The organism is Streptomyces sp. Q6, assembly GCF_036967205.1.
GTDB lineage: Bacteria > Actinomycetota > Actinomycetes > Streptomycetales > Streptomycetaceae > Streptomyces > Streptomyces citrinus.
Map to the genome: position 1 here is coordinate 3,787,000 of NZ_CP146022.1, position 25,545 is coordinate 3,812,544.

Consider the following 25,545-nt stretch of genomic DNA (forward strand, 5'->3'; position numbering starts at 1 on the left):
CGGAGGGCCCGCGGCAAACACGGAGTGAAACGTGGCACTCAGTGCCGCAAACTCTCGCCAAGTGTGGCACCGAGGGCTATCTTCCAGATGCCGAAACGGTTGAGCGTGATGCCGTACGGGGCATCACGGGTGTGACCGACCCGGAGCGCGAGTCAGTGCGGGTCCGTGCGCGTCAGCACGGAACGCAGCACGAGCCGCCGCGCATCCGCCCCCAGCAGTCCACGCCTCAAGAGGAGCCGCCTGATGTCCGACTTCGACCCCGGCTTTGTCCCTGGCCTCGAAGGAGTCGTCGCGTTCGAGACGGAGATCGCCGAACCGGACAAGGAGGGCGGCGCCCTGCGGTACCGGGGCGTCGACATCGAGGATCTGGTCGGCCATGTGTCGTTCGGGAACGTGTGGGGGCTGCTGGTCGACGGCGCCTTCAACCCCGGGCTGCCGCCGGCCGAGCCGTTCCCGATCCCCGTCCACTCCGGCGACATCCGGGTCGACGTGCAGTCCGCGCTCGCCATGCTCGCCCCCGTGTGGGGCCTCAAACCGCTGCTCGACATCGACGAGAAGCAGGCCCGCGACGATCTGGCCCGCGCCGCCGTCATGGCCCTGTCGTACGTCGCCCAGTCGGCTCGCGGTCAGGGCCTGCCGATGGTGCCGCAGAGCGAGATCGACAAGGCGGGGACGGTCGTCGAGCGGTTCATGAAGCGCTGGCGCGGCGAGCCGGACCCGAAGCACGTCGCGGCCGTCGACGCGTACTGGACCTCCGCCGCCGAGCACGGCATGAACGCGTCCACCTTCACGGCCCGCGTGATCGCCTCCACCGGCGCCGACGTGGCGGCCGCCCTGTCCGGTGCCGTCGGCGCCATGTCCGGGCCGCTACACGGCGGCGCCCCGTCCCGCGTCCTCGGCATGATCGAGGAGATCGAGCGGACCGGCGACGCCGACGCGTACGTCCGCAAGGCGCTCGACAAGGGCGAGCGGCTGATGGGCTTCGGGCACCGGGTGTACCGGGCCGAGGACCCGCGGGCGCGCGTCCTGCGCCGCACGGCCCGCGAGTTGGGGGCCCCGCGCTTCGAGGTGGCCGAGGCCCTGGAGAAGGCCGCGCTCGCCGAGCTGCACGCGCGCAGGCCCGACCGGGTGCTCGCCACGAACGTGGAGTTCTGGGCGGCGATCGTGCTCGACTTCGCCGAGGTACCGGCGCACATGTTCACGTCGATGTTCACGTGCGCCCGTACGGCGGGGTGGTCGGCGCACATCCTGGAGCAGAAGCGCACGGGCCGCCTCGTGCGTCCCTCGGCCCGGTACACGGGCCCCTCGTCGCGGCCGCCGCGGGAGATCGAGGGGTACGCGGACATCTCGCACTAGCGCCTGCCGGACGGCCGGGCACGGGGCGCCGCCGCTCCTCGGACCCGTCGGCGACTCCTCGCTCCCGGCCCGCCGGGTGGGGTGTGTTCAGAAAAATGTCGCACGCGGCGCCCGCGTGCGACATTTTTCTGAAGGGGGTACCTCCTCCAGCGCGGCTCGCCCGGGGGCGCCCGCGACGCGGGCTACAGCTTGCCCTCGATGTGGACCACCCGGTGTCCCCCGAGCCGCTCCGCGAGTTCGCTCACGAAGGCGTCCGTCAGCCGCGGCCAGTTCCAGAACTCGAAGCCCAGGCAGCCGAACGCGAAGTAGTCGTCGGCCCACTGCCACTCGCGCAGCGGGACCGGTGTCGCGCACCGGGGGCAGGTGATGTCCGCCGCGCCCGTCTCGTACCACTGCGTGATGGCCGCGCCGAAGGGCTCCCAGGCGTCGTCGATCGGCTCCCAGTTGTCGGTGACGAGGCGTATGCGGGTGGCGCAGCGGGGGCAGCTCACCGCCTGGGGTTCGCCCTGGCCGCCGTCGAAGACCGTGCGGCCGGTCTCCACGTCAAGGCCGCAGGTCCACAACCGCGTCCACTCCGTCGTCACGGGGGCCTCGATGACCTCGTCGACGTGGGGTCCCGGGCGGTGGCCGGTCTCCGCGCCCAGGACGCAGTCGTCCTCCTCGGCCACGACGACGCCGCGCTCGATCAGCCAGCGCTTGATCTCGGCACCGAGCCGCCCGGCGTCCTCCTCCGTCGCGTCCAGGTCCACGATCCGCTGGAACCAGTCACCCATGCCCCGCCCCTCCCCTACGCGCCCTTGCCTCAGCACCCTAGGGGCAGCCACTGACAAGGGAACCGGGCGGACGGCGGCCCGTGGCTCAGCCGAGGGCCCGGTCCACGATCCCCGCCCACTCGGCGACGACGCGCTCCCGGCGGCCCTGGTCGTCGGTCAGCAGGTTGGCGAGGCCGAGGCCGCGCGCCATGTCGAGGAACCCCTGGACCGTCTCCCTGGCTCCGGGCCGCGACTCGTCCGCACCGAGCAGCTCGACCGCCATTCGGTGTGTCTCGCGCCCGACCCGTGCCTCCAACTCGGCGACGCGTCCGCCCAGTTGCGGCTCGTTCGACGCGGCCACCCACAGGTGCAGCGCCGCCCGGAACAGCGGCCCGGTGTAGAGGTCGACGAGCGCCGCCACCGCCTCCGCCCTGCCCTGCGGCCGCAGCCCGCGCAGCGCCACGGAGCGCTCTTCGGCGACGTACTCGACGGCCGCGGTGAACAGGTCCTCGCGGGTCGGGAAGTGGTGCTGCGCGGCGCCGCGCGAGACGCCGGCGTGCTCGGCGACCACGGAGACCGTGGACCCGGACCAGCCGCGTGCGGCGAGGCACGCGACGGCCGACTCCAGGAGCTTCTGCCGGGTCGCGCGCGAGCGGTCCTGTTTCGGTGGCGTCGCGGTGCGCGGGGTCACAACACCCATGCGGGGTCCCGTCGTTCGAGGAAGGCCGTCATCCCTTCGCGGGCCGCGTCGGAGGCGAACAGCCGTGCCGACAGCGCTGTCAGCGGCTCCGCGTCCCGGTCGAAGGCTTCCAGGACCTTAACCGTGAGCAGCCGTTTCGTCTCGGCCAGGGCCTGCGGGGACGCCCGCCGCAGGCCGTCGAGCACGGGTTCCAGGGCCGTGTCGACCTCCTCCTCGGGGGGCGTGGCCGCGGTCACCAGCCCGATCCGCGCCGCTTCCGCCGCGTCGAACCGCTCCCCGGTCAGGTAGTACCTGGCCACCGCGCGCGGGTCGACGCGCGGCAGCAGCGGCAGGGAGATCACCGCGGGTGCCACCCCGATCCGCACCTCCGTGAACGCGAACGACGACCGCGCCGACGCCACCGCGATGTCGCACGCGCCGAGCAGCCCGAGTCCGCCGGCCCGTACCTGGCCGTCGACCCGTGCCACGACCGGCTTGTCCGACGCGACGATCCGCCGGAGCAGGCCGACCAGCGCGTCCGGGTCCGGCGGGTCGCGCAGGTCGGCGCCCGCGCAGAACGTGCCGCCGCGGTGCGTGAGCACCACGGCCCGTACGTCGCCGTCCTTCTCGGCCCGCCGGAGCCGCTCGGTCAGTTCGCCGACGAGCGCCGACGACAGGGCGTTGCGGCGGGCGGGCGCGTCGAGGGCCAGCGTGGTGACACCGCGGGCGTGCCCCCAGTGCACCAGGTTTCCTGCTGCCATGAACGGGGTTCATCCTTCCCTGAGTTGACGCCGCAGGATCTTCCCGGAGGCCGCGCGCGGCACCCCGTCGATGAACGTCACGCGGCGGACCTTCTTGTACGGGGCGACGCGTTCGGCGACGTACGCGCGGACCTCGTCCTCGCTCAGCGCGGGGTCGGAGCGGACGACGAACGCCTTCGGGATCTCGTTGCCGTCCTCGTCGGTGACGCCGATGACGGCCGCGTCGGCGATGGCGTCGTGGGTGAGCAGCAGTGCCTCCAGTTCGGCGGGGGCGACCTGGAAGCCCTTGTACTTGATGAGTTCCTTGACGCGGTCGACGACGAACAGCCAGCCGTCGGCGTCGACCTCGCCGACGTCACCGGTGTGCACCCAGCCGTCGCGGTCGATCATGTCGACGGTGGCCTGGGGGCGGCCGAGGTAGCCCTTCATGACCTGGGGGCCGCGGATGAGGACCTCGCCGGGCTCGCCAGGGGCCGCGTCCTTGCCCGGGTCGTCGAGGCTGAGCAGCCGCATCTCGGTCGACGCGATGAGCTTGCCGACGGCGCCGGGCGGCGGGTTCTTCGCCGCGAGCGGGACGCAGTGGGTGCCGGGCGAGAGTTCCGTCATGCCGTACGCCTGGCCGACGGGCGGCAGGCCGAGGCGGCGCGAGCAGGCCCGTGCGAGCTCGGCGTCCAGGGGCGCGGCGGCGCTGATGACGTACCGCAGCGAGGAGAGGTCGTAGCCCTCGACGGCCGGGTGCTTGGCGAGCGCGAGGACGATCGGCGGGGCCACGTACAGGCCGGTGATGCGGTGCTGCTCGATGGCGGCGAGGAACTGGTCGAGGTCGAAGCGGGGCAGGACGACGACGGTCGCGCCCTGGCGCAGCGGGGCGTTCATCAGGGCGGTGAGGCCGTAGATGTGGAAGAACGGGAGGACCGCGAGGATGCGGTCGTCGGGGCCCATCGGCATGAGGGGTTCGAGCTGGGCGAGGTTCGTGGCGATGTTGCGGTGGGTGAGCATGACGCCCTTGGGGACGCCGGTGGTGCCCGAGGAGTACGGCAGCGCGGCCACGTCCTCGGCCGGGTCGATGGCGATGTCCGGCTCGGGCGCGCTCGTGCCGAGCAGGTCCATGAGCGAGCGGTGGCCGGACTCCCCCGCCGGGTCGCAGACGAAGATCTCCCGTACGCCGCCCGCGATCTCGGCGGCCGCGCGCGCCGCGTCGAGGAGCGGTGTGACGGTGATGATCCAGCTCGCGGCGGCGTCCCGCAGCTGCCGCCCGAACTCCTCCGGCGTGGACAGCGGGTGGACGGTCGTCACCGACGCGCCGGCGCGCGTGGCCCCGTAGAAGGCGACCGGGTAGGCCACCGTGTTGGGGCTGTGCAGGGCCACCACGTCGCCCTTGCGGACGCCCGCTTCGGCGAGGGCGGCGGCGATCCTCCGGTGGTACTGGTCGACCTGCGTGTACGTGAGCGTCGCGCCGCTCACGCCGTCGACGAGGGCGGGGGCGTCGCCGCGGGCGGCGGCTCCCCCGAGCACGGCGTCGTGAATGGGCTCGTCGACGACGGCCACGTCTTCGTACTCGCTCCGGAACACCATGCCAACTCCTCGCGCGGGTAGGGATGTCGGGTCAGTACGACTTGGGCAGTCCCAGGGTCTGGTGGGACACGTAGTTGAGGATCATTTCCCGGCTGACCGGGGCGATACGCGCCACCCGTGAGCCGGTGATGAGGCCCGCGAGGCCGAACTCGCGGGTCAGGCCGTTGCCGCCGAGCGTGTGGACGGCCTGGTCGACGGCGCGCACGCACGCCTCGGCGGCCGCGTACTTGGCCATGTTGGCGGCCTCGCCCGCGCCGATGTCGTCGCCCGCGTCGTAGAGTCGGGCCGCCTTCTGCATCATCAGGCGGGCCAGTTCCAGTTCGATGTGGACCTGGGCGAGGGGGTGCGCGATGGCCTGGTGGGCGCCGATGGGGGTCTTCCACACGGTGCGTTCCCTGGCGTACGCGACGGCCTTGTCCAGCGCGTAGCGGCCCATGCCGATGGCGAAGGCGGCGGTCATGATGCGCTCCGGGTTGAGCCCGGCGAAGAGCTGGAGCAGTCCGGCGTCCTCGTCACCCACCAGAGCGTCGGCCGGAAGCCGCACGTCGTCAAGGGTCAGCTCGAACTGCTTCTCGGCGGCCTGGAGTTCCATGTCGATCTGCCGCCGCTCGAAGCCGGGGGTGTCGCGCGGGACGATGAAGAGGCACGGCTTGAGCTTGCCGGTGCGGGCGTCGGACGTGCGGCCCACGATGAGGGTGGCGTCGGCGATGTCGACGCCGGAGATGAACACCTTGCGGCCGGTCAGCACCCAGGAGCCGTCGTCGTCGCGGCGGGCGGTGGTGGTGATCCGGTGGGAGTTGGAGCCGGCGTCGGGTTCGGTGATGCCGAAGGCCATGGTGCGGCTGCCGTCGGCGAGACCGGGCAGCCAGGCCCGCTTCTGTGCGGCGGTGCCGAAGCGGGAGATCACCGTGCCGCAGATCGCGGGCGAGACGACCATCATGAGCAGCGGCGACCCGGCGGCCCCCAACTCTTCCAGGACTATGGAGAGTTCGGAGATGCCGCTGCCACCGCCTCCGTACTCCTCGGGCAGGTTCACGCCGAGGTAGCCGAGCTTCGCCGCCTCGGCCCACAGCTCGTCGGGGTGTCCGCCCGCGTCGGCGACGCGGGTCAGGTAGTCGCGGCCGTAGCGCTTGCCGAGGGCGGCGACGGCGGCGCGCAGCGCCTGGTGCTCTTCGGTTTCGAGGACGGGAGCGGTCACTTCTGTTCCTCCTGTACGACGGCGAGCAGCGCGCCGACCTCGACCTGACGGCCGACGCCGGCGTGCAGAGCGGTGAGCGTTCCGGAGGCGGGAGCGTTGATGCGGTGCTCCATCTTCATGGCCTCCAGCCAGATCAGGGGCTGTCCCGCGGTGACGGCGGCGCCCTCGACGAGGCCCTCGGCGACGCGGACGACGGTGCCGGGCATGGGGGCGAGCAGGGAGCCGGGGGCGCGCTGCTCGCTCGGGTCGGTGAAGCGGGGCAGGGCGGTGAGGGCGACGTCGTTGACGTACACCCGGTCTCCGTAGGAGGCGACGGCGAACTTGCGCTGCACCCCTGAGATGTCGAGGACGACGCGGGTGGGTGAGGCGTGCACGACGCGTACGCCGCTGTCGTCGGCGGCGGGGCCGGTGCGGGTGTGCCGGTAGCGGGCTTCGTGCTCGGTGCCGTCGGGTTCGCTGCGGTAGCGCTTGGTCTGCGGCTGCGAGGGGACGTTGCGGAAGCCGCCGAACCGGTGTCCGCCGGCCGTGGCGAGGGCGGCGGCGAGCGGTGCGTACGGGTCGACGGCGGGAGCGGTCAGCTCGGCGAGGTGGCGTTCGTAGAACCCGGTGTCCATCCGACCGTCGGTGAACTCCGGGTGGCGCAGGGACCGGACGAGCAGGTCGCGGTTGGTGACGGGGCCGTGCACCTCGGCGCGTTCCAGGGCCCCGGCGAGGGCGCGGACGGCGGCGGCGCGGGTGGGCGCGTGCGCGACGGCCTTGGCGAGCATGGCGTCGTAGTGCACGCCGATCGTGTCGCCGTCGGTGTACCCGGTGTCGAGCCGGACGCCCGGGGGCACGGACAGGCGGTGCAGGGTGCCGGTCTGCGGGGCGAAGGCGGCGGCCGGGTCCTCGGCGTACAGGCGGGCCTCGACGGCGTGTCCGCGCGGCGCGGGGGGTTCGGGGTCGAGCGCGTCGCCCTCGGCGATCAGCAGTTGGAGCGCGACGAGGTCGACGCCGAACACGGCCTCGGTGACGGGGTGTTCGACCTGGAGGCGGGTGTTCATCTCCAGGAAGTGCGCGGCGCCGTCGGCGACGAGGAACTCGACGGTCCCGGCGCCGACGTACCCGGTGGCGCGTACGGCCCGCTCGGCCAACTCGTGCAGTTCCGTGACCAGTTCGGGAGGGAGGCCGGGTGCGGGCGCCTCCTCGATGACCTTCTGGTGGCGGCGCTGGAGCGAGCAGTCGCGCGTGCCGAGCACCCAGACCGTGCCGTGCGTGTCGGCGAGCACCTGCACCTCGACGTGCCGCCCGCCCTCCACATAGGGCTCGACGAACACTTCACCGTCCCCGAAAGCGGACAGGGCCTCACTCCGAGCCGCCTCCACCTCGGCTTCCAGAGCGGCGAGTTCGCGGACGACACGCATGCCGCGCCCGCCCCCGCCGGCGGCGGCCTTCACGAGGACGGGCAGATCGGCCTCGGTCACCTCGCCCAGCGGCGCGACGCCCATCAGTTCCTTGGCGCGGGTCTTGGACGCCATCGCCTCGATCGCCTCGGGCGGCGGACCGATCCACACGAGTCCGGCGTCGGTGACGGCCCGCGCGAAGTCGGCGTTCTCGGAGAGGAAGCCGTACCCGGGGTGCACGGCGTCGGCGCCCGCGTCGAGCGCGGCCTTCACGACGAGGTCGGCGCGCAGATACGTCTCGGCGGGGGTGGCGCCGGGAAGCCGGACGGCGAGGTCGGCCTCGCGCACGTGCAGCGCGTCGGCGTCCGGGTCCGAGTGCACGGCGACGGTGCGCAGGCCCAGCTCACGGCAGGTACGGAAGACGCGGCAGGCGATCTCGCCGCGGTTGGCCACCAGAACACGGGTGAGGTTCATCGGGGTCACATCCTGAAGACGCCGAAGCCGCCGCGGGCGCCCTCGTACGGTGCGGTGTGGATCGCGGACAGGCAGATGCCGAGCACGGTGCGGGTGTCGCGCGGGTCGATGACGCCGTCGTCGTAGAGCCGCCCGGACAGGAACATCGGCAGGGACTCGGCCTCGATCTGCTGCTCGACCATGGCGCGCAGCCCGGCGTCGGCCTCGTCGTCGTAGGGGCGGCCCTTCGCGGCGGCCGACTGGCGCGCGACGATCGACAGGACGCCGGCGAGCTGCTGCGGCCCCATGACCGCGGACTTGGCGCTGGGCCAGGCGAAGAGGAAGCGGGGGTCGTAGGCGCGCCCGCACATGCCGTAGTGCCCGGCGCCGTAGGAGGCGCCCATCAGCACGGACAGGTGCGGCACCCGGCTGTTGCTGACCGCGTTGATCATCATCGAGCCGTGCTTGATGATGCCGCCCTGCTCGTACTCCTTGCCGACCATGTAGCCGGTGGTGTTGTGCAGGAAGAGCAGCGGGATGTCGCGCTGGTTCGCCAGCTGGATGAACTGGGCGGCCTTCTGGGACTCCTCGCTGAACAGCACGCCCTGCGCGTTGGCGAGGATTCCGACGGGGTGGCCGTGCAGGGCGGCCCAGCCGGTCACCAGGCTCGCCCCGTACAGCGGCTTGAACTCGTCGAAGTCGGAGCCGTCGACGAGCCGGGCGATGACCTCGCGCGGGTCGAACGGCACCTTCAGGTCCTCGGGCACGATCCCGAGCAGTTCCTCGGGGTCGTACGTGGGCGGCTCCACAGCCTGTGGATACGCCGGATCGGGGTACGCCTTGCGGTGGTTGAGGCGGGCGACGACGCGGCGCGCCTGGCGGATCGCGTCCTGCTCGTCGAGTGCGAAGCCGTCGGCGAGGCCGGAGGTGCGGGCGTGCATCCCGGCGCCGCCGAGCGATTCGTCGTCGCTCTCCTCGCCGGTGGCCATCTTCACGAGCGGCGGTCCGCCGAGGAAGACCTTCGCCCGGTCCTTCACCATGATCACGTGGTCGGACATGCCGGGGACGTACGCGCCTCCGGCGGTGGAGTTGCCGAAGACGACGGCGATCGTCGGGATGCCGGCCGCCGAGAGCCGGGTGATGTCCCGGAAGATCGCGCCGCCCGGTATGAAGATCTCCTTCTGGGAGGGCAGGTCGGCGCCGCCGGACTCGACGAGCGAGATGCAGGGCAGGCGGTTGGCGTACGCGATCTCGTGGGCCCGCAGCGCCTTCTTCAGGGACCACGGGTTGCTGGCGCCGCCGCGCACGGTCGGGTCGTTGGCGGTGATCAGGCATTCGACGCCCTCGACCACGCCGATGCCGGTGACGAGCGAGGCGCCGACGGCGTAGTCACTGCCCCAGGCGGCGAGCGGCGACAGTTCCAGGAACGGGGTGTCCGGGTCGAGGAGCAGCTCGACGCGTTCCCGGGCGAGCAACTTGCCGCGTGCGCGGTGCCGTTGGACGTACTTCTCGCCGCCGCCCGCGAGGGCCTTGGCGTGTTCGGCGTCGAGTGCGGTGAGCTTGTCGAGCAGGGCGGCGCGGCGGGCGCCGTACTCGTCGGACCGGGTGTCCAGGGCGCTGGCCAGGACGGTCACAGGAGTGCCTCCGGTAGGTCGAGGTGGCGGGAGCGCAGCCATTCGCCGAGGCCCTTGGCCTGCGGATCGAAGCGGGCCTGCGCGGCGACGCCCTCGCCGAGGATGCCCTCGACGGTGAAGTTCAGGGCGCGCAGTCGGGGCAGGACGTGGCGTGTGACGCGCAAGTCGGCGGTCTCCGGGAGGAGTTCACGCAGTCGCTCGACGGTCAGGGTGTGCGCGAGCCACCGCCAGGCGTCGTCGGTCTCGACCCATACGCCGATGTTGGCGTCGCCGCCCTTGTCCCCGCTGCGGGCTCCCGCGACGAGGCCGAGGGGGGCGCGGCGGGTGGGCCCGGCGGGCAGCGGGTCGGGCGGATCCGGTGCGGCGACGGGTTCGAGGGGGCGTGTGGGCCCGTCGTACGGGGGCAGTTCCCGGCGCTCGCCGTCGGGCAGCACGGCGCGGTGCGGGACGTCGCGGCGGTCGACGTACGCGGCCTCGAAGACGCCGTACGGGGCGCCCTCGCCCGGCGGGGCGGTGACGTGGAATCCGGGGTAGGAGCCGAGGGCGAGTTCCACGGCGGCGCCGCTCAGCGCCCGGCCGACGGCGTTCTGATCCTGGTCCCGTACGACGAGACGCAGCAGGGCGCTGGCGGTCTCCTCGCTCCCGGCGTCGGCCCGATCGGTGCGGACCAGCTCCCACCGCACGTGTTCGGGGCGGGACGTGGCCCGCGCGAAGGCGTCCTCCATCTGGTCCTGGACGAGGGCGGCCTTGGCGTCGATGTCGAGGCCGGTCAGCACGAACACGACCTCGTTGCGGAAGCCGCCGAGCCGGTTGAGGCCGACCTTGAGCGTGGGCGGGGGCGCCTCGCCGCGCACCCCGTGGACGCGGACCCGGTCGGGCCCCTCCTGGGCGAGGCGGACGGTGTCGAGCCGCACGGTGACATCGGGCCCGGCGTACCGGGCGCCGTTGGTCTCGTACAGGAGCTGGGCGGTGACGGTCCCGATGTCGACGAGCCCGCCGGTGCCGGGGTGCTTCGTGACGACGGCGGACCCGTCGTCGTGGATCTCGGCGAGGGGAAAGCCGGGGCGCCGCGTCAGTTCGCGGCTGTGGCGCGCGAAGTGGGAGTAGTTCCCACCGGTCGCCTGGGTGCCGCACTCCAGGACGTGTCCGGCGACGACGGCCCCGGCGAGCCGGTCGTACGCGTCCGGTGCCCATCCGAAGTGCCAGGCGGCGGGCCCGCTGACGAGGGCGGCGTCGGTGACCCGTCCGGTGACCACGATGTCGGCGCCGGCCTCCAGGCAGGCGGTGATCCCGGCGCCGCCGAGGTAGGCGTGGGCGGTGAGGGCGCCGGGGAAGCGCCCGGTGCCGAGCAGGTCGTCGCCCTCCACGTGGGCGACGCGCACGGGCACGTCCAGGCGGGCGGCCAACTTCCGTACGGCGTCGGCAAGGCCGGCGGGGTTGAGCCCACCGGCGTTGGCCACGATCTTGACGCCCCGCTCGGCGGCGAGCCCGAGGCATTGCTCCAGCTGCCGCAGGAAGGTACGGGCGTAGCCGCGCCCCGGGTCCTTGAGGCGGTCGCGGCCGAGGATGAGCAGGGTCAGCTCGGCGAGGTAGTCGCCGGTGAGGACGTCGAGGTCGCCGCCGTCGAGCATCTCCCGCAGGGCGTCGAACCGGTCGCCGTAGAAGCCGGAGGCGTTGCCGATGCGCAGGGGGGCCGGGGTCACGGGGTGGCCCCCTTGGCGGCGCGTCCCTTTCCGGGTGGTCCGGCGAAGGCCTGGGCGATGTCGAGCCAGCGGTCGGCGTCGGGGCCCTCGGCGCGTACGTCGAGGTCGTCGCGGTGGGCGCGCTGGGTGACGAGGAGGCAGAAGTCGAGCGCGGACCCGGTGACCCGCTGGGCGGCGTCCTCGGGCCCGTGAGTCCACGGTTCGCCGCTGGGCAACCGGAGTTCGACGCGGAACTCCTCCCCCGGTACGTCCAGGCCGCGCACCCCGAAGGCGAATCCGCGGGCGCGCACGCCGATCCGGGCGACGTGCCGCAGCCGGTCGGTCGGGACGCGCACGGCACCGAGCGCGTCGGCGACGTCCTGCCCGTGCGCCCACGTCTCCATGAGCCGCCCGGTGGCCATGGAAGCGGCGGACATGGGCGGCCCGTACCAGGGGAACTTGGCCTTGCTCGCGGCGGCGGCACGCATCGCCTTCTGGAGCCGCTCCCGCCCGTCCCGCCACCCGGCGAGCAGGGCGTCCGGCGCCTGCGCGGCCCCTTCGTCGGCCCCGTCGTCGACGAACGACTCCGGCGCGGCGATGGCCTTCGCCACCTCGCCCGCGAAGGCGTCCTGGTCCTCGACGGCGAGCAGGGCGGCGCGGTCGGTCCAGGCGAGATGGGCGATCTGGTGGGCGACGGTCCAGCGGGGGGCGGGGGTGGGCAGCGCCCACTCGCTCTCCCCCAACTCGGCGACGAGGAGGTCGAGTTCTTCGCTCTCGTCCCGCAAGTCATCGAACACGGACGGCTGTTCGGACACGGTGCGCTCCCCTTCGGGCACGGCGGTGTGCGGCGTGCCTGGAGCATGGCAGCGCGAAGAGAAACAATCAAGCGTGCTTGCATGAAAAAGGAGGGCGGGTGCGCGCGCCCCTTGATCCCCGACGGGCGACCCCGGCGATCAGCGGACGAGGCGCCCCGGGGGGCACTGCTTCACGGTGTGACGGGCGGTTCAGTCGCGCCCTTCGGCGGTGCAGACGCAGACACGGTTGCCCTCCGGGTCGGCGAGCACGGTGAACGACGGGGCGGAGCTGGAGTCGACGACGGTGCCGCCTGCGGCGACGGCGGCCGCGATGCGCGGCGCCGCCTCCTCGGGGGCCAGCCAGAGGTCGGGGTGCCAGCGCTGGCGCGGGGTCTCGTGGGCGTCGGTGCGCTGGAACCACACGTTGGGGACGCGCCGGCCCGGGTCCATGACGTCGTCGCGGACGATGTGGTCCGGGGAGCCGGTGAGCAGGGCCGACCAGAAGGGCCCGACGAGGTCGAAGTCGACGGCGTCCAGCGCGAGTTCGAGCTGTGCCACCTCGCCCGGGACGGCCCGCAGCCCATGCTTCCGAGCCAACGCGCTGACCGCCTGGGCAAGGTGCAGATCGGCCCCGGTGATCCAGCGACCGCCGTCACCGTCCGCCGTGCACAACGCCAGCTCGACGAACCCGGAGCCGAGCCGCACGTCAGGCTCCCGGCCCGCGGCCGCCGCCACCTCGGCGACGGCGGCGACGAACGCCGCGCCCTCGCCGAGACCGGCGACCCGGTAGCGGGCGACGAGCGGCTGAGCGAGCTTGCGCCAGTCGCCGAGGCGGTCGGCGAGGGCGGCGAGGATCTCCGGAGTCGCGAGCTTGTCCATGCCCCGATCCTGCCCTCCGGGCCTACGCCTTGCGCGCGAGAAGCTGGACCTCCTGGAACTGCCGCCGGTCCGTGGGCTTCGGCTCGATCACCGTACGGGCCGTCTCCACCAGCCCGTGCTCCCGCAGGAGCGCGGCGAACCGGTCGGGGGCCCAGCGGTACGCCGTGGTCACCGCGTGGTCGTAGGCCTGCGTCTCCTGGCCGGGGCCGTCGGTGGCGGGGAAGCCGATCAGCAGGTGCCCGCCGGGGGCGAGGACCCGGGAGATCTCGGCCAGGACGGCGGGCAGTTCCGGCGGCGGGGTGTGGATGAGGGACCACCGCGCGAGCACCCCGCCCAGGGCGCCGTCGCCGAGGTCGAGCGCGGCCATCGAACCGACCTCGAACCGCAGCGCGGGGTGCGCCGCGCGGGCGAGTTCGATCATCACCGGGGAGGCGTCGACACCGAAGGCGTTCAGGCCGAGGCCGTGCAGGTGAGCGGTGACGTACCCGGGCCCGCACCCGAGATCCGCGACCACCCCGCCCCCCTCGGCGGCCGCCCCCACGAGCTCCGCGAAGGCGCTCAGGTGCGCGCGCTCCAGCGGGCGGTCGCGCAGGGAGTCCTGGAAGAGCTCCGCGTACGTGGGGGCGATGGCGTCGTAGGCGGCACGGGTGGCGTGCAGCGTCTCGGGTTCGGTCATCCGGAGACCGTAGCGGGTCGCCGCCCGGCGGCCACCGGCGATCGGCCACCGCCGTCTACCCGCTCACGGAGGGCCTTGAGCCGTCGGCGAGTTCGACGATCAGCCGTGCCGTGCCCGCCGGGTCGACCACCTGGTGCAGATGCTCACCGGGCAGCCGCGCCACCCGCCAGCCACGGGCCCGCGCCGCGTCGGCGAGATCCTCGTACGGAGGGCCGAAGAGCAGGTACGAGCAGGGGTGATCGTCCCAGCCGTCGGGGACCGGGATGTGCTGCTCGTAGTACGACAAGGGCAGCCGGGGCTGCTCCTCGACGATCGTCCGCCGCGTCACCGGGTCCGGGAACATCGGGTCGATGTCCGCGTCGTCCCACCAGTCGGTCCAGCGCGGCAGCCTGCCGTCGACGGCCATCGGACGGAGGAACTCCAGGAACGCGGGCTCGGCGACCGGGGTCCGGCCGGCCGGGTCCGGCAGCGCGGCGTCGACGAACACCGACCCGGCCACGGCGCGGCCGCCGAGCCCCGCGCGGATCGTGGGCAGGAAGAGCCCCGCGTTGCTGTGCGCCACGAGCACGACGGGCCGGTCGGCGGGCACGTCCTGGACCGCCGCGCGGACGGCGTCGGCGACCTGGGGCCAGAACGGCGGATCGCCGGCCCCGATGCGCTGGAGCGAGGGGACCCGCACCCCGTACCCCTGCCCCGCCAGCCACTCGGCCACGGGGTGCCAGGTCGACGGACCTACGGACGGACTGTGGACGAGCACGAAGACGGGCCGCATCCTCCGATCCTGCCTCCCGCGCCACGGCGGCGGCCAGGAAGTCGGCTCGGAGCAGAGCCGTCAGTCCCTCGGCGGCGGCATCGCGCCGCTCACCTGGGTGCGGACCGCGCCCATGCTCGCCGCGATGACGAGGGCGATGGCGGCCGCCTCCACCCAGGAGAGCGCCTGGCTCAGGACGAGGAAGCCGGCGAGGGCCGCGATGGCCGGTTCGAGGCTCATCATCACGGCGAACGTGGACGCGGGCAGGCGGCGCAGAGCGATGAGTTCCAGGGTGTACGGGAGGACCGAGGAGAGGATCGCGATGGCCGCGCCGAGGCCCACGGTGACCGGGTCGAGCAGCTTGGATCCGGCCGTCGCCACACCCAGCGGGAGGCAGAGGACCGCGGCCACCGCCATCGCCAGGGCGAGCCCGTCGGCCTGCGGGAAGCGGCGGCCGGTGCGGGCGCTGAACACGATGTACGCGGCCCACATGGCACCCGCCGCCACCGCGAAGGCGACACCGACCAGGTCGAGGCCGCCCAGGCCGTCGCCCGCGCCGCCGAGCAGGAAGACGCCGCACAGGGCGAGGCCCGCCCAGACGAAGTTGATCGCGCGGCGGGAGGCGATGACGGAGAGGGTCAGCGGGCCGAGGACCTCGAAGGTGACCGCGAGGCCCAGCGGGATGCGGGCCGCCGCCTGGTAGAAGAGCAGGTTCATGGCGCCCATGGCGACGCCGAACGCGACGACCGTGCCCCAGTCCGCGCGGGAGTGGCCGCGCAGCCGCGGCCTGCACACCACCAGCAGGACCACGGCGGCCACGACCAGGCGCAGCGTGACCACGCCGACGGCACCGGCGCGCGGCATCAGGCTCACGGCGAGCGCGCCGCCGAACTGCACGGAGACGCACCCCGCGAGGACCAGGCCGACCGGTCCGAGCGCCCCGCCGCGGCGGGGCGCGGGCGCGCCCCCGGCGGCGTCGGTGGTCCGCGCCGGGGCCTGGGCCGTCCGGGTCTCCGTGCCGCTCACGCGCTCACTCCTGCTCACTCTCACCCACACGCCAAGTTCAGTTCATTGGACTTTACAGGACAGCGCAATGGACTGTCCTGCGACCGTGACCCTTCACGCTAGGACCCGCCGCCGCGCCCTGTGAAATGCCGTCTGCGCTCCGCTTATGCTCGGTGGACATGACCAGGGAACTGGAACTCCGCCACCTGCGCTGCTTCCTCGCGGTCGCCGACGAGGGCAACGTCACCCGCGCCGCCGCCCGCCTGCGCCTGACCCAGCCCGCCGTCTCCCGCACGCTCGCCGCCCTGGAGGACGGGCTCGGCGTACGGCTCGTCGACCGGTCCACCCACCATCTGGCGCTCACCCCCGAGGGTCACGCGTTCCGCGAGAAGGCGGCCGTGGCGGTCGCCGCGTTCGAGGACGCGCTGGCCGCCGCCCGTAACGCGTACCGGCCGCTGCGCCTCGGCCACGCCTGGTCGGCGGCGGGCGCCTACACGACCCCGCTGCTGCGGCGCTGGCGGGCCGCGCATCCGGACATCCCCTGGAGCTGCTGCGGATCGACGACCGTACGGCGGGGCTCACGCGCGGCGCCGTCGATGTCGCGCTGCTGCGCGGCCGGGTCGACACGGCCGGTCTGGTGACGGAGCTGCTGTACGAGGAGGACCGGGTCGCCGCGCTGCCCGCCGACGGCCCGCTCGCCCGCCGCGACCGCCTCCGCCTCGCCGATCTCATCGGCGAGGTCATCGCCCTGAACACGGTCTCCGGCACGACCGCGCTCGACCTGTGGCCGCCGGACGCCCGGCCGACCGCGACGCTGACCGTCGCCAACACCGACGACTGGCTCGCCGCGATCGCCTCGGGCCAGGCGGTCGGGGTGACGTCCACCGCCACCGTGCGGATACACCCGCACCCGGGGGTCGTGTACGTGCCGTTGAGCGACGCGTCCGCCCTGCCGGTGTTCCTGGCCCGGCGTCAGGGGGCGGGCGGGCATCCGGCGGCGGCCGAACTCATCGCCCTCGCGCACGACGTGGCCGACGGGGTCACCGACTGAGCCGACCGGCCCCGCCCCCGGACCCCGCCCCTCAGCCTCCGGACGAACCGGAGGAACCGGAGGGACCGGAGGGACCGCAGGGCGCGCCGGTGTCGTCCAGCGCCTGCGCCAGGACCTCCGCCAGGTGGCGCGCCCGCACACCCCCCAACTGCTCCAGCTGCGTCCGGCACGAGAAGCCGTCCGCCAGGGTCACCGAACCGTCCCGCGCCGCCCGTACCGCGGGGAGCAGTTGCTCCTCGGCGCAGGCCGCCGACACCTCACCGTGTCCCTTCTCGAAGCCGAAGTTGCCCGCGAGCCCGCAGCAGCCCCCGCTCAACTCGCCGTCCAGGCCCATCCGTTCGCGCAGACGGCGGTCCGCCGCGTCGCCGAGGATCGCGTGCTGGTGGCAGTGCGTCTGGCCGACCACGGGGCGGTCGACGCGGGGCGGAATCCAGTCGGGGGCGAGCCGTTCGAGGGCCTCGGCGAAGGTGAGGACGCGGTCGGCGAGGCGCTGGGCGCGCGGATCGTCGGGGAGGAGTTCCGGCAGGTCGGAGCGGAGAGCGGCGGCGCAGGACGGCTCCAGGACGATGATCGGCAGGTCGTCGTCGCCGAAGGAGGGCACGAGGTCGAGGGTGCGCCTCAACACCGTACGGGCGCGGTCGAGTTGCCCGGTGGAGACGTAGGTGAGGCCGCAGCAGACGCGGGGGCGCCGCGGGTCGAGGACGAAGCGGCCCCCGGCGACCCCCTCGACGCCGTCAGGACCGTAGGTGAGCTCGAACCTCGTCCGGGGCGGCATCAGCGCCATCACCCCGGCCGCCTCCAGGACGCGCACCGCCGCCTGCCCGACCTCGGGCGCGAGGTGCTCGGTGAAGGTGTCCGGCCACAGAATCGCCCCCTCCCGCACCCCCTCGAACCGCTCCGGCCACCCGCGGCTCCGCCGCCGGAAGTCCCGCCGCCACCACGTGCTGAACGTCCGCCGCGCGATCCGCGGGATCCGCCGCTCGGGCGCGATCCCGCCGAGCCGCTTGCCGAGACCGGCCACCACCCCCACCCGCGCGAGGGCGTTGACGACGGGCGCGGTCCGGGTGCGCTCCACGAGTGCCAGCCAGCGCGGCAGCCACCCCATCGTGTAGTGCGCCATCGGCCGCCGCCGGCCCTCGTAGTGGTGGTGCAGGAACTCCGCCTTGTACGTGGCCATGTCGACGCCCACCGGGCAGTCGCTCCTGCACCCCTTGCAGGACAGGCAGAGATCGAGCGCGTCCCGCACCTCCGTCGACCGCCAGCCGTCCGTGACGACCTCACCGGCGAGCATCTCGTGCAGCAGCCGGGCCCGCCCGCGCGTGGAGTGCGTCTCGTCCCCGCCGGTGGCGCGGAAGGAGGGACACATCACGCCGCCGCCCGGACCCGCCGTCTGCGTACGGCACTTGGCCACGCCCACGCAGCGGCGCACGGCGGCGCCGAAGTCCCCGCCGTCGTGCGGGTAGCCGAACTCCACGTCGACCGGCTTTCGCGGCAGCACCGCGAACCGCAGGTTCTCGTCGAGCCGCGCGGGCCGCACCAGCATCCCCGGGTTCAGCACGTCCGCCGGGTCCCAGACGCCCTTCACCCGCTCGAAGAGACCCACGAGCCCGTCCCCGTACATCCGCGGCAGCAGTTCGGCGCGCGCCTGCCCGTCGCCGTGCTCGCCGGACAGCGACCCGCCGTGCGCGACGACGAGCCCGGCGAGCTCCTCGGAGAAGCGGCGGAACCGCGCGATGCCCGGCTCGGTCAGCAGATCGAAGTCGATGCGTACGTGGATGCAGCCGTCGCCGAAGTGCCCGTACGGCGTTCCGCGCAGCCCGTGCTCGCGCAGCAGACCCCTGAACTCCCTCAGATACGTGCCGAGTCGGGCGGGCGGCACGGCGCAGTCCTCCCAGCCGGGCCACGCCTCGCTGCCGTCCGGCATACGGGTCGCCGTGCCGCTCGCGTCCTCCCTGATCCGCCACAGCGTGCGCTGCCCGGCCGGGTCGTCGACGACGAGCGCGGCCACGACGTCGGCGGCCCGCACGATCCGCTCGGCGGCGGCCCGCGCCTCGGCCGGGGTCGCGCCGCCGGTCTCCACGAACAGCCACGCGCCGCCCTTCGGCAGCCCCGAACCCGGCGGTACGAGGTCGGCGGCCATGCCCTCCACGGTGAGCGGCCCGTACGGCAGCAGACCGGCGGCGGCCTCGGCGGCGGCGCTCTCGTCGGCGTACGCCAGGACGGCGAGCGCCTTCGCGGGCGGCGCCTCGACGAGCCTGACCGTCGCCTCGGTGACGAGCCCGAGGGTGCCCTCGGTGCCGCAGAAGAAGCGGGCGAGGTCGGTGCCGTTCTCGGGCAGCAGCGCGTCGAGGGCGTATCCGGAGATCCGGCGCGGCAGACCCGCGTACGGGGCGAAACCGGTACGGATCGCCGCCAACTCCCCCTCCACCAGCGCCTGGAGCCCTGCCGGGGCGCCGGACCAGCCCTGCCCGAGCCGGTACGCCGTGCCGTCCGCGGCGGCCACGTCGAGCGCGGCAACGCTGTCGGCGGTCGTGCCCCAGGCGACGGAGTGCGAGCCGCACGAGTTGTTGCCGATCATGCCGCCGAGGGTGCAGCGGCTGTGCGTGGACGGGTCGGGTCCGAACCGCAGCGGGGCGGCCGCCGTCTGGAGGCGGTCGAGGATCACGCCGGGCTGGACGCGGGCGGTCCGGGTCGCCGGGTCGATGTCGAGGACGCGGTTCATGTGGCGGGTGAAGTCGACGACGACGCCGGTGCCGGTGGCCTGTCCGGCGATCGAGGTGCCGCCGCCCCGGCCGACGACGGGGACGCCGCGCTCCGCGCAGAGGGCGAGAGTGGCGCGGACGTCGTCGGCGTCCTTCGGCGCGACGACCCCCCGGGGGACTCTGCGGTAGTTCGACGCGTCCATCGTGTGCAGGGCGCGGGCCGTCGTACTGAAGTCGACGTCGCCGCGGATCACGTCCCGTAGGGCCTTACCGATGTCGTCAGCCATGCCTTCCAGGATGCCCGGGACACGCCTGTGCAGGGGGTGGTGAGGCGGGTGCGGCGACTCCCCGTCCGGCACCCCGCCCCCACCCGGCGGACGAGACCTCGCATCTCAGCCGCCGGACACCGCTCAGGCCCACCAGAACCACCCGCTACCCTCCATGACGTGGCTGAGATCCAGATTCCCGCTGACATCAAGCCCGCCGACGGACGTTTCGGCGCTGGCCCCTCCAAGGTGCGTACGGAGGCGTTGGACGCCCTGGCCGCCACCGGTACCTCCCTGCTCGGCACCTCCCACCGCCAGGCCCCGGTCAAGAACCTGGTCGGACGCGTGCGGGACGGCGTCAAGGACCTCTTCTCCCTCCCCGAGGGCTACGAGGTCATCCTCGGCAACGGCGGCTCGACCGCGTTCTGGGACGTCGCGACGCACGGCCTGATCGAGAACAAGTCGCAGCACCTGAACTTCGGCGAGTTCTCCTCCAAGTTCGCCAAGGCCGCCAAGCTCGCGCCCTGGCTGGCCGAGCCGACCGTGATCAGCTCGGACCCGGGTACGCACCCGGAGGCGAAGGCCGAGGCCGGCGTCGACGTCTACGGCCTGACCCACAACGAGACCTCGACCGGTGTCGCGGCCCCGATCAAGCGCGTGGCCGGTGCCGACGAGGGCGCCCTCGTCCTGGTGGACGCCACGTCCGGCGCGGGCGGCCTGCCGGTCGACATCACCGAGACGGACGTCTACTACTTCGCCCCGCAGAAGTCGTTCGCCTCCGACGGCGGCCTGTGGATCGGCGTGTTCTCGCCGGCCGCGATCGAGCGCGCCGAGCGCGTCCACGCGTCGGGACGACACATCCCGGAGTTCTTCTCGCTGCCGACGGCGATCGACAACTCCCGCAAGAACCAGACGTACAACACCCCGGCCCTGTCCACGCTCTTCCTGCTCGCCGAGCAGCTGGACTGGATCAACGGCCAGGGCGGTCTCGCCTGGTCGACGGAGCGGACGAAGGACAGCTCGTCGCGCCTGTACACGTGGGCCGAGGAGTCGAAGCACGCGACGCCGTTCGTCACGGACGCCGCCAAGCGCTCGCAGGTCATCGGCACGATCGACTTCGCGGACGAGATCGACGCCGCCGCGGTCGCCAAGGTGCTGCGCGCCAACGGGATCGTCGACACCGAGCCGTACCGCAAGCTGGGCCGCAACCAGCTGCGCGTCGCGATGTTCCCGGCGATCGACCCGGCGGACATCACGGCCTTGACGGCCTGCATCGACTACGTCATCGGTCAGCTCTGACCCGTACGTCGCACGAACACCGGCCGGGCGTGTCAGCACGCCCGGCCGGCGCGTTCACGGACGTACGGCCACGCGACCGGGCCCCGAACTCGCGGACCGGCGCACACGACCGGCTCACACGGCCTCCGGCCGGGGCCCGGGTCGCTCAGTCCCGCTTCGGCTTGCGCAGCAGCCGGCCGATCCCGATCACGGCGATGAGGACCACGGCGGCGCCGACGGCCCCGCCTTCCCGCTGAACCCGCCGTCGTCGCTCCCGCCGCTCCCCGAACTCGCGCCGCCGCCCGACGCGTGGGAGCCGCTGCCGCCGCCGTCGTCGTCCGCGGCGCCCTCGACGTCCTCCGGCTCGACCGAGCTGCCCTTGCCCTCGCTCCCGTACAGCAGCGTCTTCCCGTCGACGGTGTACGTCAGCGACTCGCCCTGCGGTTGCAGCGGCACGCTCAACTGGCCCTGCCGCTCGGGCTTCCCGTCGTTCCAGGAGTACGCGATGCCGCCGAAGTAGCCGCGCACGGAGAGCTGCTTGCCGTCCGGCGAGAAGGCGGCGTCGGTCGCCCACAGGTCGATGTCGGCGATGCGCTTGAAGGTGTTCGTGGCGGAGGAGTTCAGCGGGTCGGGGCCTTCGTAGAGACCGCCGCCGTTCTCGTCCTTCTCGATCAGGTAGACCCGGCCGGTCTTCGGGTGGACCATCATCGCCTCGGCGTTGCGCGGCCCGTCCGCGTACTGCACGACGTACTGCGTGGCCCGGACCGTCTGGTCACGGAGCTCCTTCGGCTCGGGGAGCCGGTAGATCCAGACGTGGTCCCACGTGCCGCCGAGGTTGTCCCCGATGTCGCCCACGTAGAGGTCCCCGTCGGGGCCGATCGAGATCGCCTCGACGTCGCGCGGGGAGCCGATGCCGGTGAGGGTGAGCGTGGCGACGGTCTTCCCGGTACGGCCGTCGATCGCGTACAGGTACGCGCCGTCGTCGCTGTCGTTGTGGGTCCAGTAGACGCCGGGGTGGGCGCGGGAGGCGGCGAGGCCGCTGGACTCGGTGATCCGGGGGTCCTGGATCGTGAAGCCGTCGGACCCCGCGGGCCGGTCGGCGGCGGCCGCGGGCAGCGCTGCCGGACCCAGCAGCAGAGCGGCGGCGGCCACGGCCCCACCCACACGCGACGACACCTTGTACGGACGCATGCCCCCAGCTTGCCAGGCGTGTTCGGTCTCACACGCACGCGCCCGTGGTGATCTCCGCGGCATCGACCATGATGAGCGGATGCTCAGGTTCATGTTCGTGGGTGACTCCATGACGATCGGAGGCGCCGGCGAGCACACCTGGCGCCATCGCATGTGGCAGCACCTGCGCGCCACCGGCACCGACTGCGCCGTGGTCGGCCCGCGCACCGCGCTGCACGGCGGCGGCCACGACTACGCCGACCCGGACTTCCCGCAGCACCATCTGGCCGGCTGGGGCGAGGGCTGGCAGCACATGGCGCCGCTGATCGGCGACGCGATCACGTCGACCGGCGCGGACACGCTCCTGATCTCCCTCGGCCTGATCGACCTCGGCTTCTACACGGACGCCGAGCAGACCGCCGAGAACGTACGCCGCTTCGTCGCCGGGGCCCGCGCCGCGAACCCCACCGTCCGCATCGTCGCGCTCCCCGTCATCCCGAACATCCGCGCCGAGTCCGACGCGCCCTTCGCGGCGCAGGTCGCACACTTCAACACGCTGCTCGCGAAGGCGGTCGCGGACCTGTCGGAGCCCCGCTCGCCGCTGCTGCTCGCGTCGGTCCCCGAGTCCTACGACATCCACCAGGACACGTACGACGGGACGCACCCGAACGCCTCCGGCGAGCACAAGCTGGCCGCCGCCTTCGCGGACGCGCTGCACCAGGCGTGGGGCATCGGCGGCCCCTACCGCGGCCTCTCCTGAGCACTCTTCCGAGCGCTGTTCCGTGGGCTGTTCCGTGGGCTGTTCCGTGGGCTGTTCCGAGGACTGTTCCGGGAAACGCCGAGGGCGGCGCACGACCGACTCCTCGTCGGTGTGCGCCGCCCTGAAGGCCGCCACGGTGCTTACTTGGGGTCGCGGTTGAACGTGGCGGTCGACCAGAAGTAGCCGAGGACCGTGAGGCCCACGCACCAGCCGACGGCCAGCCAGCCGTTGTGCCCGATCTCGCTGCCCAGGAGCAGGCCGCGCAGGGTCTCGATGGCCGGGGTGAACGGCTGGTACTCGGCGATCGGCCGGAACCAGCCCGGCATCGAGTCGAGCGGGACGAAGGCGCTGGAGAGCAGCGGCAGCAGGATCAGCGGCATCGCGTTGTTGCTGGCCGCCTCGGCGGTCGGGCTGACCAGCCCCATGCCGACGGCGATCCAGGTGAGCGCCAGGGCGAAGAGGACGAGCATCCCGAAGGCGGCGAGCCATTCGAGGGCCGTGGCGTCGGTCGAGCGGAAGCCGATGGCGACACCCACGGCGCCGACGAGGACCACGCTGACGACCGACTGGACGACACTGCCGACGACGTGTCCGACGAGCACGGACGGGCGGTGGATCGCCATGGTGCGGAACCGGGCGATGATGCCCTCGCTCATGTCGTTGGAGACGGAGACGGCGGTGCCGATCACCGTGGAGCCGATGGTCATGAGGAGCAGACCGGGCACCACGTACGCGATGTAGTCGGAGCGGTCGCCGCCGATGCCCGAGCTCATCGCGTCGCCGAAGATGTAGACGAACAGCAGCAACAGCATGATCGGTGTGAGCAGCAGGTTCAGGGTGAGCGATGGGTAGCGGCGGGCGTGCAGGAGGTTGCGGCGCAGCATCGTGGCCGAGTCGCGGGCGGCGAGGGAGAGCGAGCTCATCGGACTGACTCCTTGGTGGCGGCGGCGAGGTCGGGGCGTGCGGAACCCGCGGGGCTCGCGGGGCTCTCGGTGAGGGCGAAGAAGACGTCGTCGAGGTCTGGGGTGTGCACGGTCAGTTCGTCCGCCTCGATGCCGGCGGCGTCCAACCGGTCGAGAACGGCGCGCAGTTCGCGCTGACTGCCGTCCGAGGGGAGCTGGAGCGCGAGCGCCTCGTCGTCGCGGGCGGCCCCGGTCAGCGCGGCCGCGGCGGACCGGTAGGCGGCCGGGTCGGTGAAGCGGAGCCGGACGTGTCCGCCGGGGACGATCCGCTTGAGCTCCTCGGCACTGCCCTCGGCGGCGATCTTGCCGTCGTGCAACACCGCGATGCGGTCGGCGAGTTCGTCCGCCTCCTCCAGGTACTGGGTGGTGAGCAGGACGGTGACACCGTCCGCGACCAGGCCGCGGATGATCTGCCACATGGTGTGCCGGGACCGCGGGTCGAGCCCGGTGGTCGGCTCGTCGAGGAAGATGATCCGCGGACCGCCGACCAGCGTCATGGCGATGTCGAGGCGGCGCTTCATACCGCCGGAGTAGGTGGAGGCGGGCTTCTTCGCGGCCTCCACCAGGTCGAAGCGCTCCAGGAGTTCGGCGGCGATGCGCCGCCCCTCCGCCTTGGAGAGGTGGTGCAGATCGGCCATGAGGAGCATGTTCTCCTCGCCGGTGATCAGCCCGTCGACGGCGGAGAACTGGCCGGTGACGCCGATCGCGGCGCGGATCTCCTGGGCCTCGGTGGCCCGGTCGTGGCCGCCGACCGTGATGGGGCCGGAGTCGGGGCCGGGCGAGATGAGAGTGGAGAGGATCTTGACGGCGGTGGTCTTGCCGGCGCCGTTCGGGCCGAGCAGGGCGAAGACCGTGCCGCTCGGCACCTCGATGTCGATGCCGTCCAGGACGACCTTGTCTCCGTAGGACTTGCGCAGGCCGTGTGCCGCGATGGCCGGGGTGCTCATGACGCGTACTCCTTGGTGGCGGTGGCTGCCGACGGGTTGCTCAGAGGCTGCGGGCGGTGATGTCGCCCTGGGAGGTGGTCGCGCGGACGGTGAGGCCGGGGGTGCCGGTGTTGGCGAGGGCGTTGTCGATCCGGCCCTGGGTGGTGCCGGCGTCGAGGGAGGCGGAGACGCCGCGGGCGGCGGTGACGGTGATGTCGCCCTGCTGCGTGGTGAGTTGGACGCTGCCGCTCGTCGCCTCGGAGACGGTGATGTCGCCCTTCTGGGTGCTGATGGTGGCGGACCCCGTCAGCCGGCCGACCGTGACGTCACCGGTGGCGGTGAGGCGCATGCTCGCGGCCTCGTCGATCTTGACCGGGCCGTAGGCGCCGTCGACGACGACGTCACCGAGGCGGCCGACGGCCCGGAACTCGCTGCACGACGCGGCGACTTCGGCCCGGGACCCGGCGGGCAGCTGGACGGTGATCTCCAGGGAGCCGGAGGGGCCGAAGTACTGCTTCTTGGCGGCGGGGGCGTCGATCCGCAGGACTCCGTCGGCGAAGCCGACCTGGACCTCGGCGGCGGCCTTCACGTCGCGGCTCTTGGTGGTGTCGACGGGCCGGACGTCGACGGTGACGTCGGCGCGGTCGGCGGCGATCAGCTGCACGCGGCCGGCGGGGATGTCGAGGACGGTGGTGATCGGGGCGGTGGTCTCGAACTTCTGCATCGTTCTCTCCTGTGCTCGATTACTCGCTTGTCCGCTTGCTTGCCGCGGTTTCTGACATCGCAAACGCTACGTTGCGTTTCATGATCGCTCAATAGCTCCGTTGCAAGAGAACCCAGTAATTGCAGGTCA

At 73.1% G+C, this 25,545-nt stretch carries 21 protein-coding genes and 1 pseudogene; 4 read left to right on the forward strand and 18 right to left on the reverse strand.

Annotated features, from left to right (window positions below; all coding sequences use genetic code 11):
* Positions 1 to 243: 243 nt before the first annotated feature.
* Positions 244 to 1,356 (forward strand): citrate synthase 2, encoded by a 1,113-nt coding sequence (locus V2W30_RS17640; RefSeq protein WP_338697708.1) that lies wholly within the window; start codon positions 244 to 246, stop codon positions 1,354 to 1,356.
* A gap of 182 nt (positions 1,357 to 1,538) precedes the next feature.
* On the opposite strand, the gene V2W30_RS17645 is transcribed toward V2W30_RS17640, so the two are convergent.
* The 13 genes from V2W30_RS17645 to V2W30_RS17705 form a co-directional block, all read right to left on the reverse strand.
* Complete coding sequence (locus tag V2W30_RS17645; RefSeq protein ID WP_338697711.1) at positions 1,539 to 2,129, reverse strand: hypothetical protein; 591 nt, start codon at positions 2,127 to 2,129, stop codon at positions 1,539 to 1,541.
* A gap of 85 nt (positions 2,130 to 2,214) precedes the next feature.
* Positions 2,215 to 2,808 (reverse strand): TetR/AcrR family transcriptional regulator, encoded by a 594-nt coding sequence (locus V2W30_RS17650; protein ID WP_338697713.1) that lies wholly within the window; start codon positions 2,806 to 2,808, stop codon positions 2,215 to 2,217.
* Entirely contained in the window at positions 2,796 to 3,548 is a 753-nt protein-coding gene (locus tag V2W30_RS17655) for an enoyl-CoA hydratase family protein (protein ID WP_338697715.1), read from the reverse strand. Before V2W30_RS17655 ends, V2W30_RS17650 begins: the two co-directional genes overlap by 13 nt.
* A 9-nt stretch (positions 3,549 to 3,557) precedes the next feature.
* Positions 3,558 to 5,120, reverse strand: a complete 1,563-nt coding sequence (locus V2W30_RS17660; RefSeq protein WP_338703659.1) for a 4-coumarate--CoA ligase family protein — start codon at positions 5,118 to 5,120, stop codon at positions 3,558 to 3,560.
* Positions 5,121 to 5,154: 34 nt separating this feature from the next.
* Complete coding sequence (locus tag V2W30_RS17665) at positions 5,155 to 6,321, reverse strand: acyl-CoA dehydrogenase family protein (protein WP_338697717.1); 1,167 nt, start codon at positions 6,319 to 6,321, stop codon at positions 5,155 to 5,157.
* On the reverse strand, positions 6,318 to 8,177 hold the full coding sequence (locus V2W30_RS17670) for an acetyl/propionyl/methylcrotonyl-CoA carboxylase subunit alpha (RefSeq protein WP_338697719.1): 1,860 nt from the start codon (positions 8,175 to 8,177) through the stop codon (positions 6,318 to 6,320). Before V2W30_RS17670 ends, V2W30_RS17665 begins: the two co-directional genes overlap by 4 nt.
* A gap of 5 nt (positions 8,178 to 8,182) precedes the next feature.
* The gene (locus tag V2W30_RS17675; RefSeq protein ID WP_338697721.1) at positions 8,183 to 9,790 is read right to left on the reverse strand and encodes an acyl-CoA carboxylase subunit beta; all 1,608 of its coding nucleotides are present in this window, start codon (positions 9,788 to 9,790) and stop codon (positions 8,183 to 8,185) included.
* On the reverse strand, positions 9,787 to 11,493 hold the full coding sequence (locus V2W30_RS17680; RefSeq protein ID WP_338697723.1) for an acyclic terpene utilization AtuA family protein: 1,707 nt from the start codon (positions 11,491 to 11,493) through the stop codon (positions 9,787 to 9,789). The genes V2W30_RS17675 and V2W30_RS17680 overlap by 4 nt, the downstream gene beginning before the upstream one ends.
* Positions 11,490 to 12,287: a TIGR03084 family metal-binding protein gene (locus tag V2W30_RS17685; RefSeq protein ID WP_338697725.1), complete on the reverse strand. Its 798-nt coding sequence runs from the start codon at positions 12,285 to 12,287 to the stop codon at positions 11,490 to 11,492. Before V2W30_RS17685 ends, V2W30_RS17680 begins: the two co-directional genes overlap by 4 nt.
* Before the next feature lie 189 nt (positions 12,288 to 12,476).
* Positions 12,477 to 13,145 (reverse strand): VOC family protein, encoded by a 669-nt coding sequence (locus V2W30_RS17690; protein ID WP_338697726.1) that lies wholly within the window; start codon positions 13,143 to 13,145, stop codon positions 12,477 to 12,479.
* Between the two features lie 22 nt (positions 13,146 to 13,167).
* Positions 13,168 to 13,821, reverse strand: a complete 654-nt coding sequence (locus tag V2W30_RS17695) for a class I SAM-dependent DNA methyltransferase (RefSeq protein WP_338697729.1) — start codon at positions 13,819 to 13,821, stop codon at positions 13,168 to 13,170.
* A gap of 55 nt (positions 13,822 to 13,876) precedes the next feature.
* Positions 13,877 to 14,593, reverse strand: a complete 717-nt coding sequence (locus V2W30_RS17700) for an alpha/beta hydrolase (RefSeq protein ID WP_338697731.1) — start codon at positions 14,591 to 14,593, stop codon at positions 13,877 to 13,879.
* Between the two features lie 60 nt (positions 14,594 to 14,653).
* Positions 14,654 to 15,598 carry an EamA family transporter gene (locus tag V2W30_RS17705; protein ID WP_338697733.1) on the reverse strand — a complete coding sequence of 315 codons (945 nt, stop codon included), beginning with the start codon at positions 15,596 to 15,598 and terminating at the stop codon, positions 14,654 to 14,656.
* 125 nt (positions 15,599 to 15,723) lie between these two features.
* Here V2W30_RS17705 and V2W30_RS17710 point away from each other — a divergent pair.
* Positions 15,724 to 16,628 (forward strand): annotated as a pseudogene (locus tag V2W30_RS17710) (LysR family transcriptional regulator).
* Positions 16,629 to 16,659: 31 nt separating this feature from the next.
* On the opposite strand, the gene V2W30_RS17715 reads toward V2W30_RS17710, so the two are convergent.
* A complete protein-coding gene (locus V2W30_RS17715) occupies positions 16,660 to 19,617 on the reverse strand; it encodes an FAD-binding and (Fe-S)-binding domain-containing protein (protein WP_338697736.1) in 2,958 nt (985 codons plus the stop codon).
* Between the two features lie 159 nt (positions 19,618 to 19,776).
* Here V2W30_RS17715 and serC point away from each other — a divergent pair, with 159 nt between their 5' ends.
* Positions 19,777 to 20,895: a phosphoserine transaminase gene (gene serC / locus V2W30_RS17720; protein WP_338697738.1), complete on the forward strand. Its 1,119-nt coding sequence runs from the start codon at positions 19,777 to 19,779 to the stop codon at positions 20,893 to 20,895.
* Between the two features lie 186 nt (positions 20,896 to 21,081).
* On the opposite strand, the gene V2W30_RS17725 is transcribed toward serC, so the two are convergent.
* Positions 21,082 to 22,038 (reverse strand): WD40 repeat domain-containing protein, encoded by a 957-nt coding sequence (locus V2W30_RS17725; protein ID WP_425244551.1) that lies wholly within the window; start codon positions 22,036 to 22,038, stop codon positions 21,082 to 21,084.
* Positions 22,039 to 22,144: 106 nt separating this feature from the next.
* Here V2W30_RS17725 and V2W30_RS17730 point away from each other — a divergent pair, with 106 nt between their 5' ends.
* On the forward strand, positions 22,145 to 22,804 hold the full coding sequence (locus V2W30_RS17730) for a GDSL-type esterase/lipase family protein (protein WP_338697740.1): 660 nt from the start codon (positions 22,145 to 22,147) through the stop codon (positions 22,802 to 22,804).
* A 140-nt stretch (positions 22,805 to 22,944) separates the two neighbouring features.
* Here the strand turns inward: V2W30_RS17730 and V2W30_RS17735 are convergent, their stop codons facing one another.
* The 3 genes from V2W30_RS17735 to V2W30_RS17745 are packed head-to-tail and all read right to left on the reverse strand — an operon-like array spanning position 22,945 to position 25,416.
* Positions 22,945 to 23,727, reverse strand: coding sequence for an ABC transporter permease (locus tag V2W30_RS17735; protein ID WP_338697742.1), 783 nt, complete (start codon positions 23,725 to 23,727; stop codon positions 22,945 to 22,947).
* Positions 23,724 to 24,713 (reverse strand): ATP-binding cassette domain-containing protein, encoded by a 990-nt coding sequence (locus tag V2W30_RS17740; RefSeq protein WP_338697744.1) that lies wholly within the window; start codon positions 24,711 to 24,713, stop codon positions 23,724 to 23,726. Before V2W30_RS17740 ends, V2W30_RS17735 begins: the two co-directional genes overlap by 4 nt.
* Before the next feature lie 40 nt (positions 24,714 to 24,753).
* Positions 24,754 to 25,416, reverse strand: a complete 663-nt coding sequence (locus V2W30_RS17745; RefSeq protein ID WP_338697746.1) for a DUF4097 family beta strand repeat-containing protein — start codon at positions 25,414 to 25,416, stop codon at positions 24,754 to 24,756.
* Positions 25,417 to 25,545 lie beyond the last annotated feature (129 nt).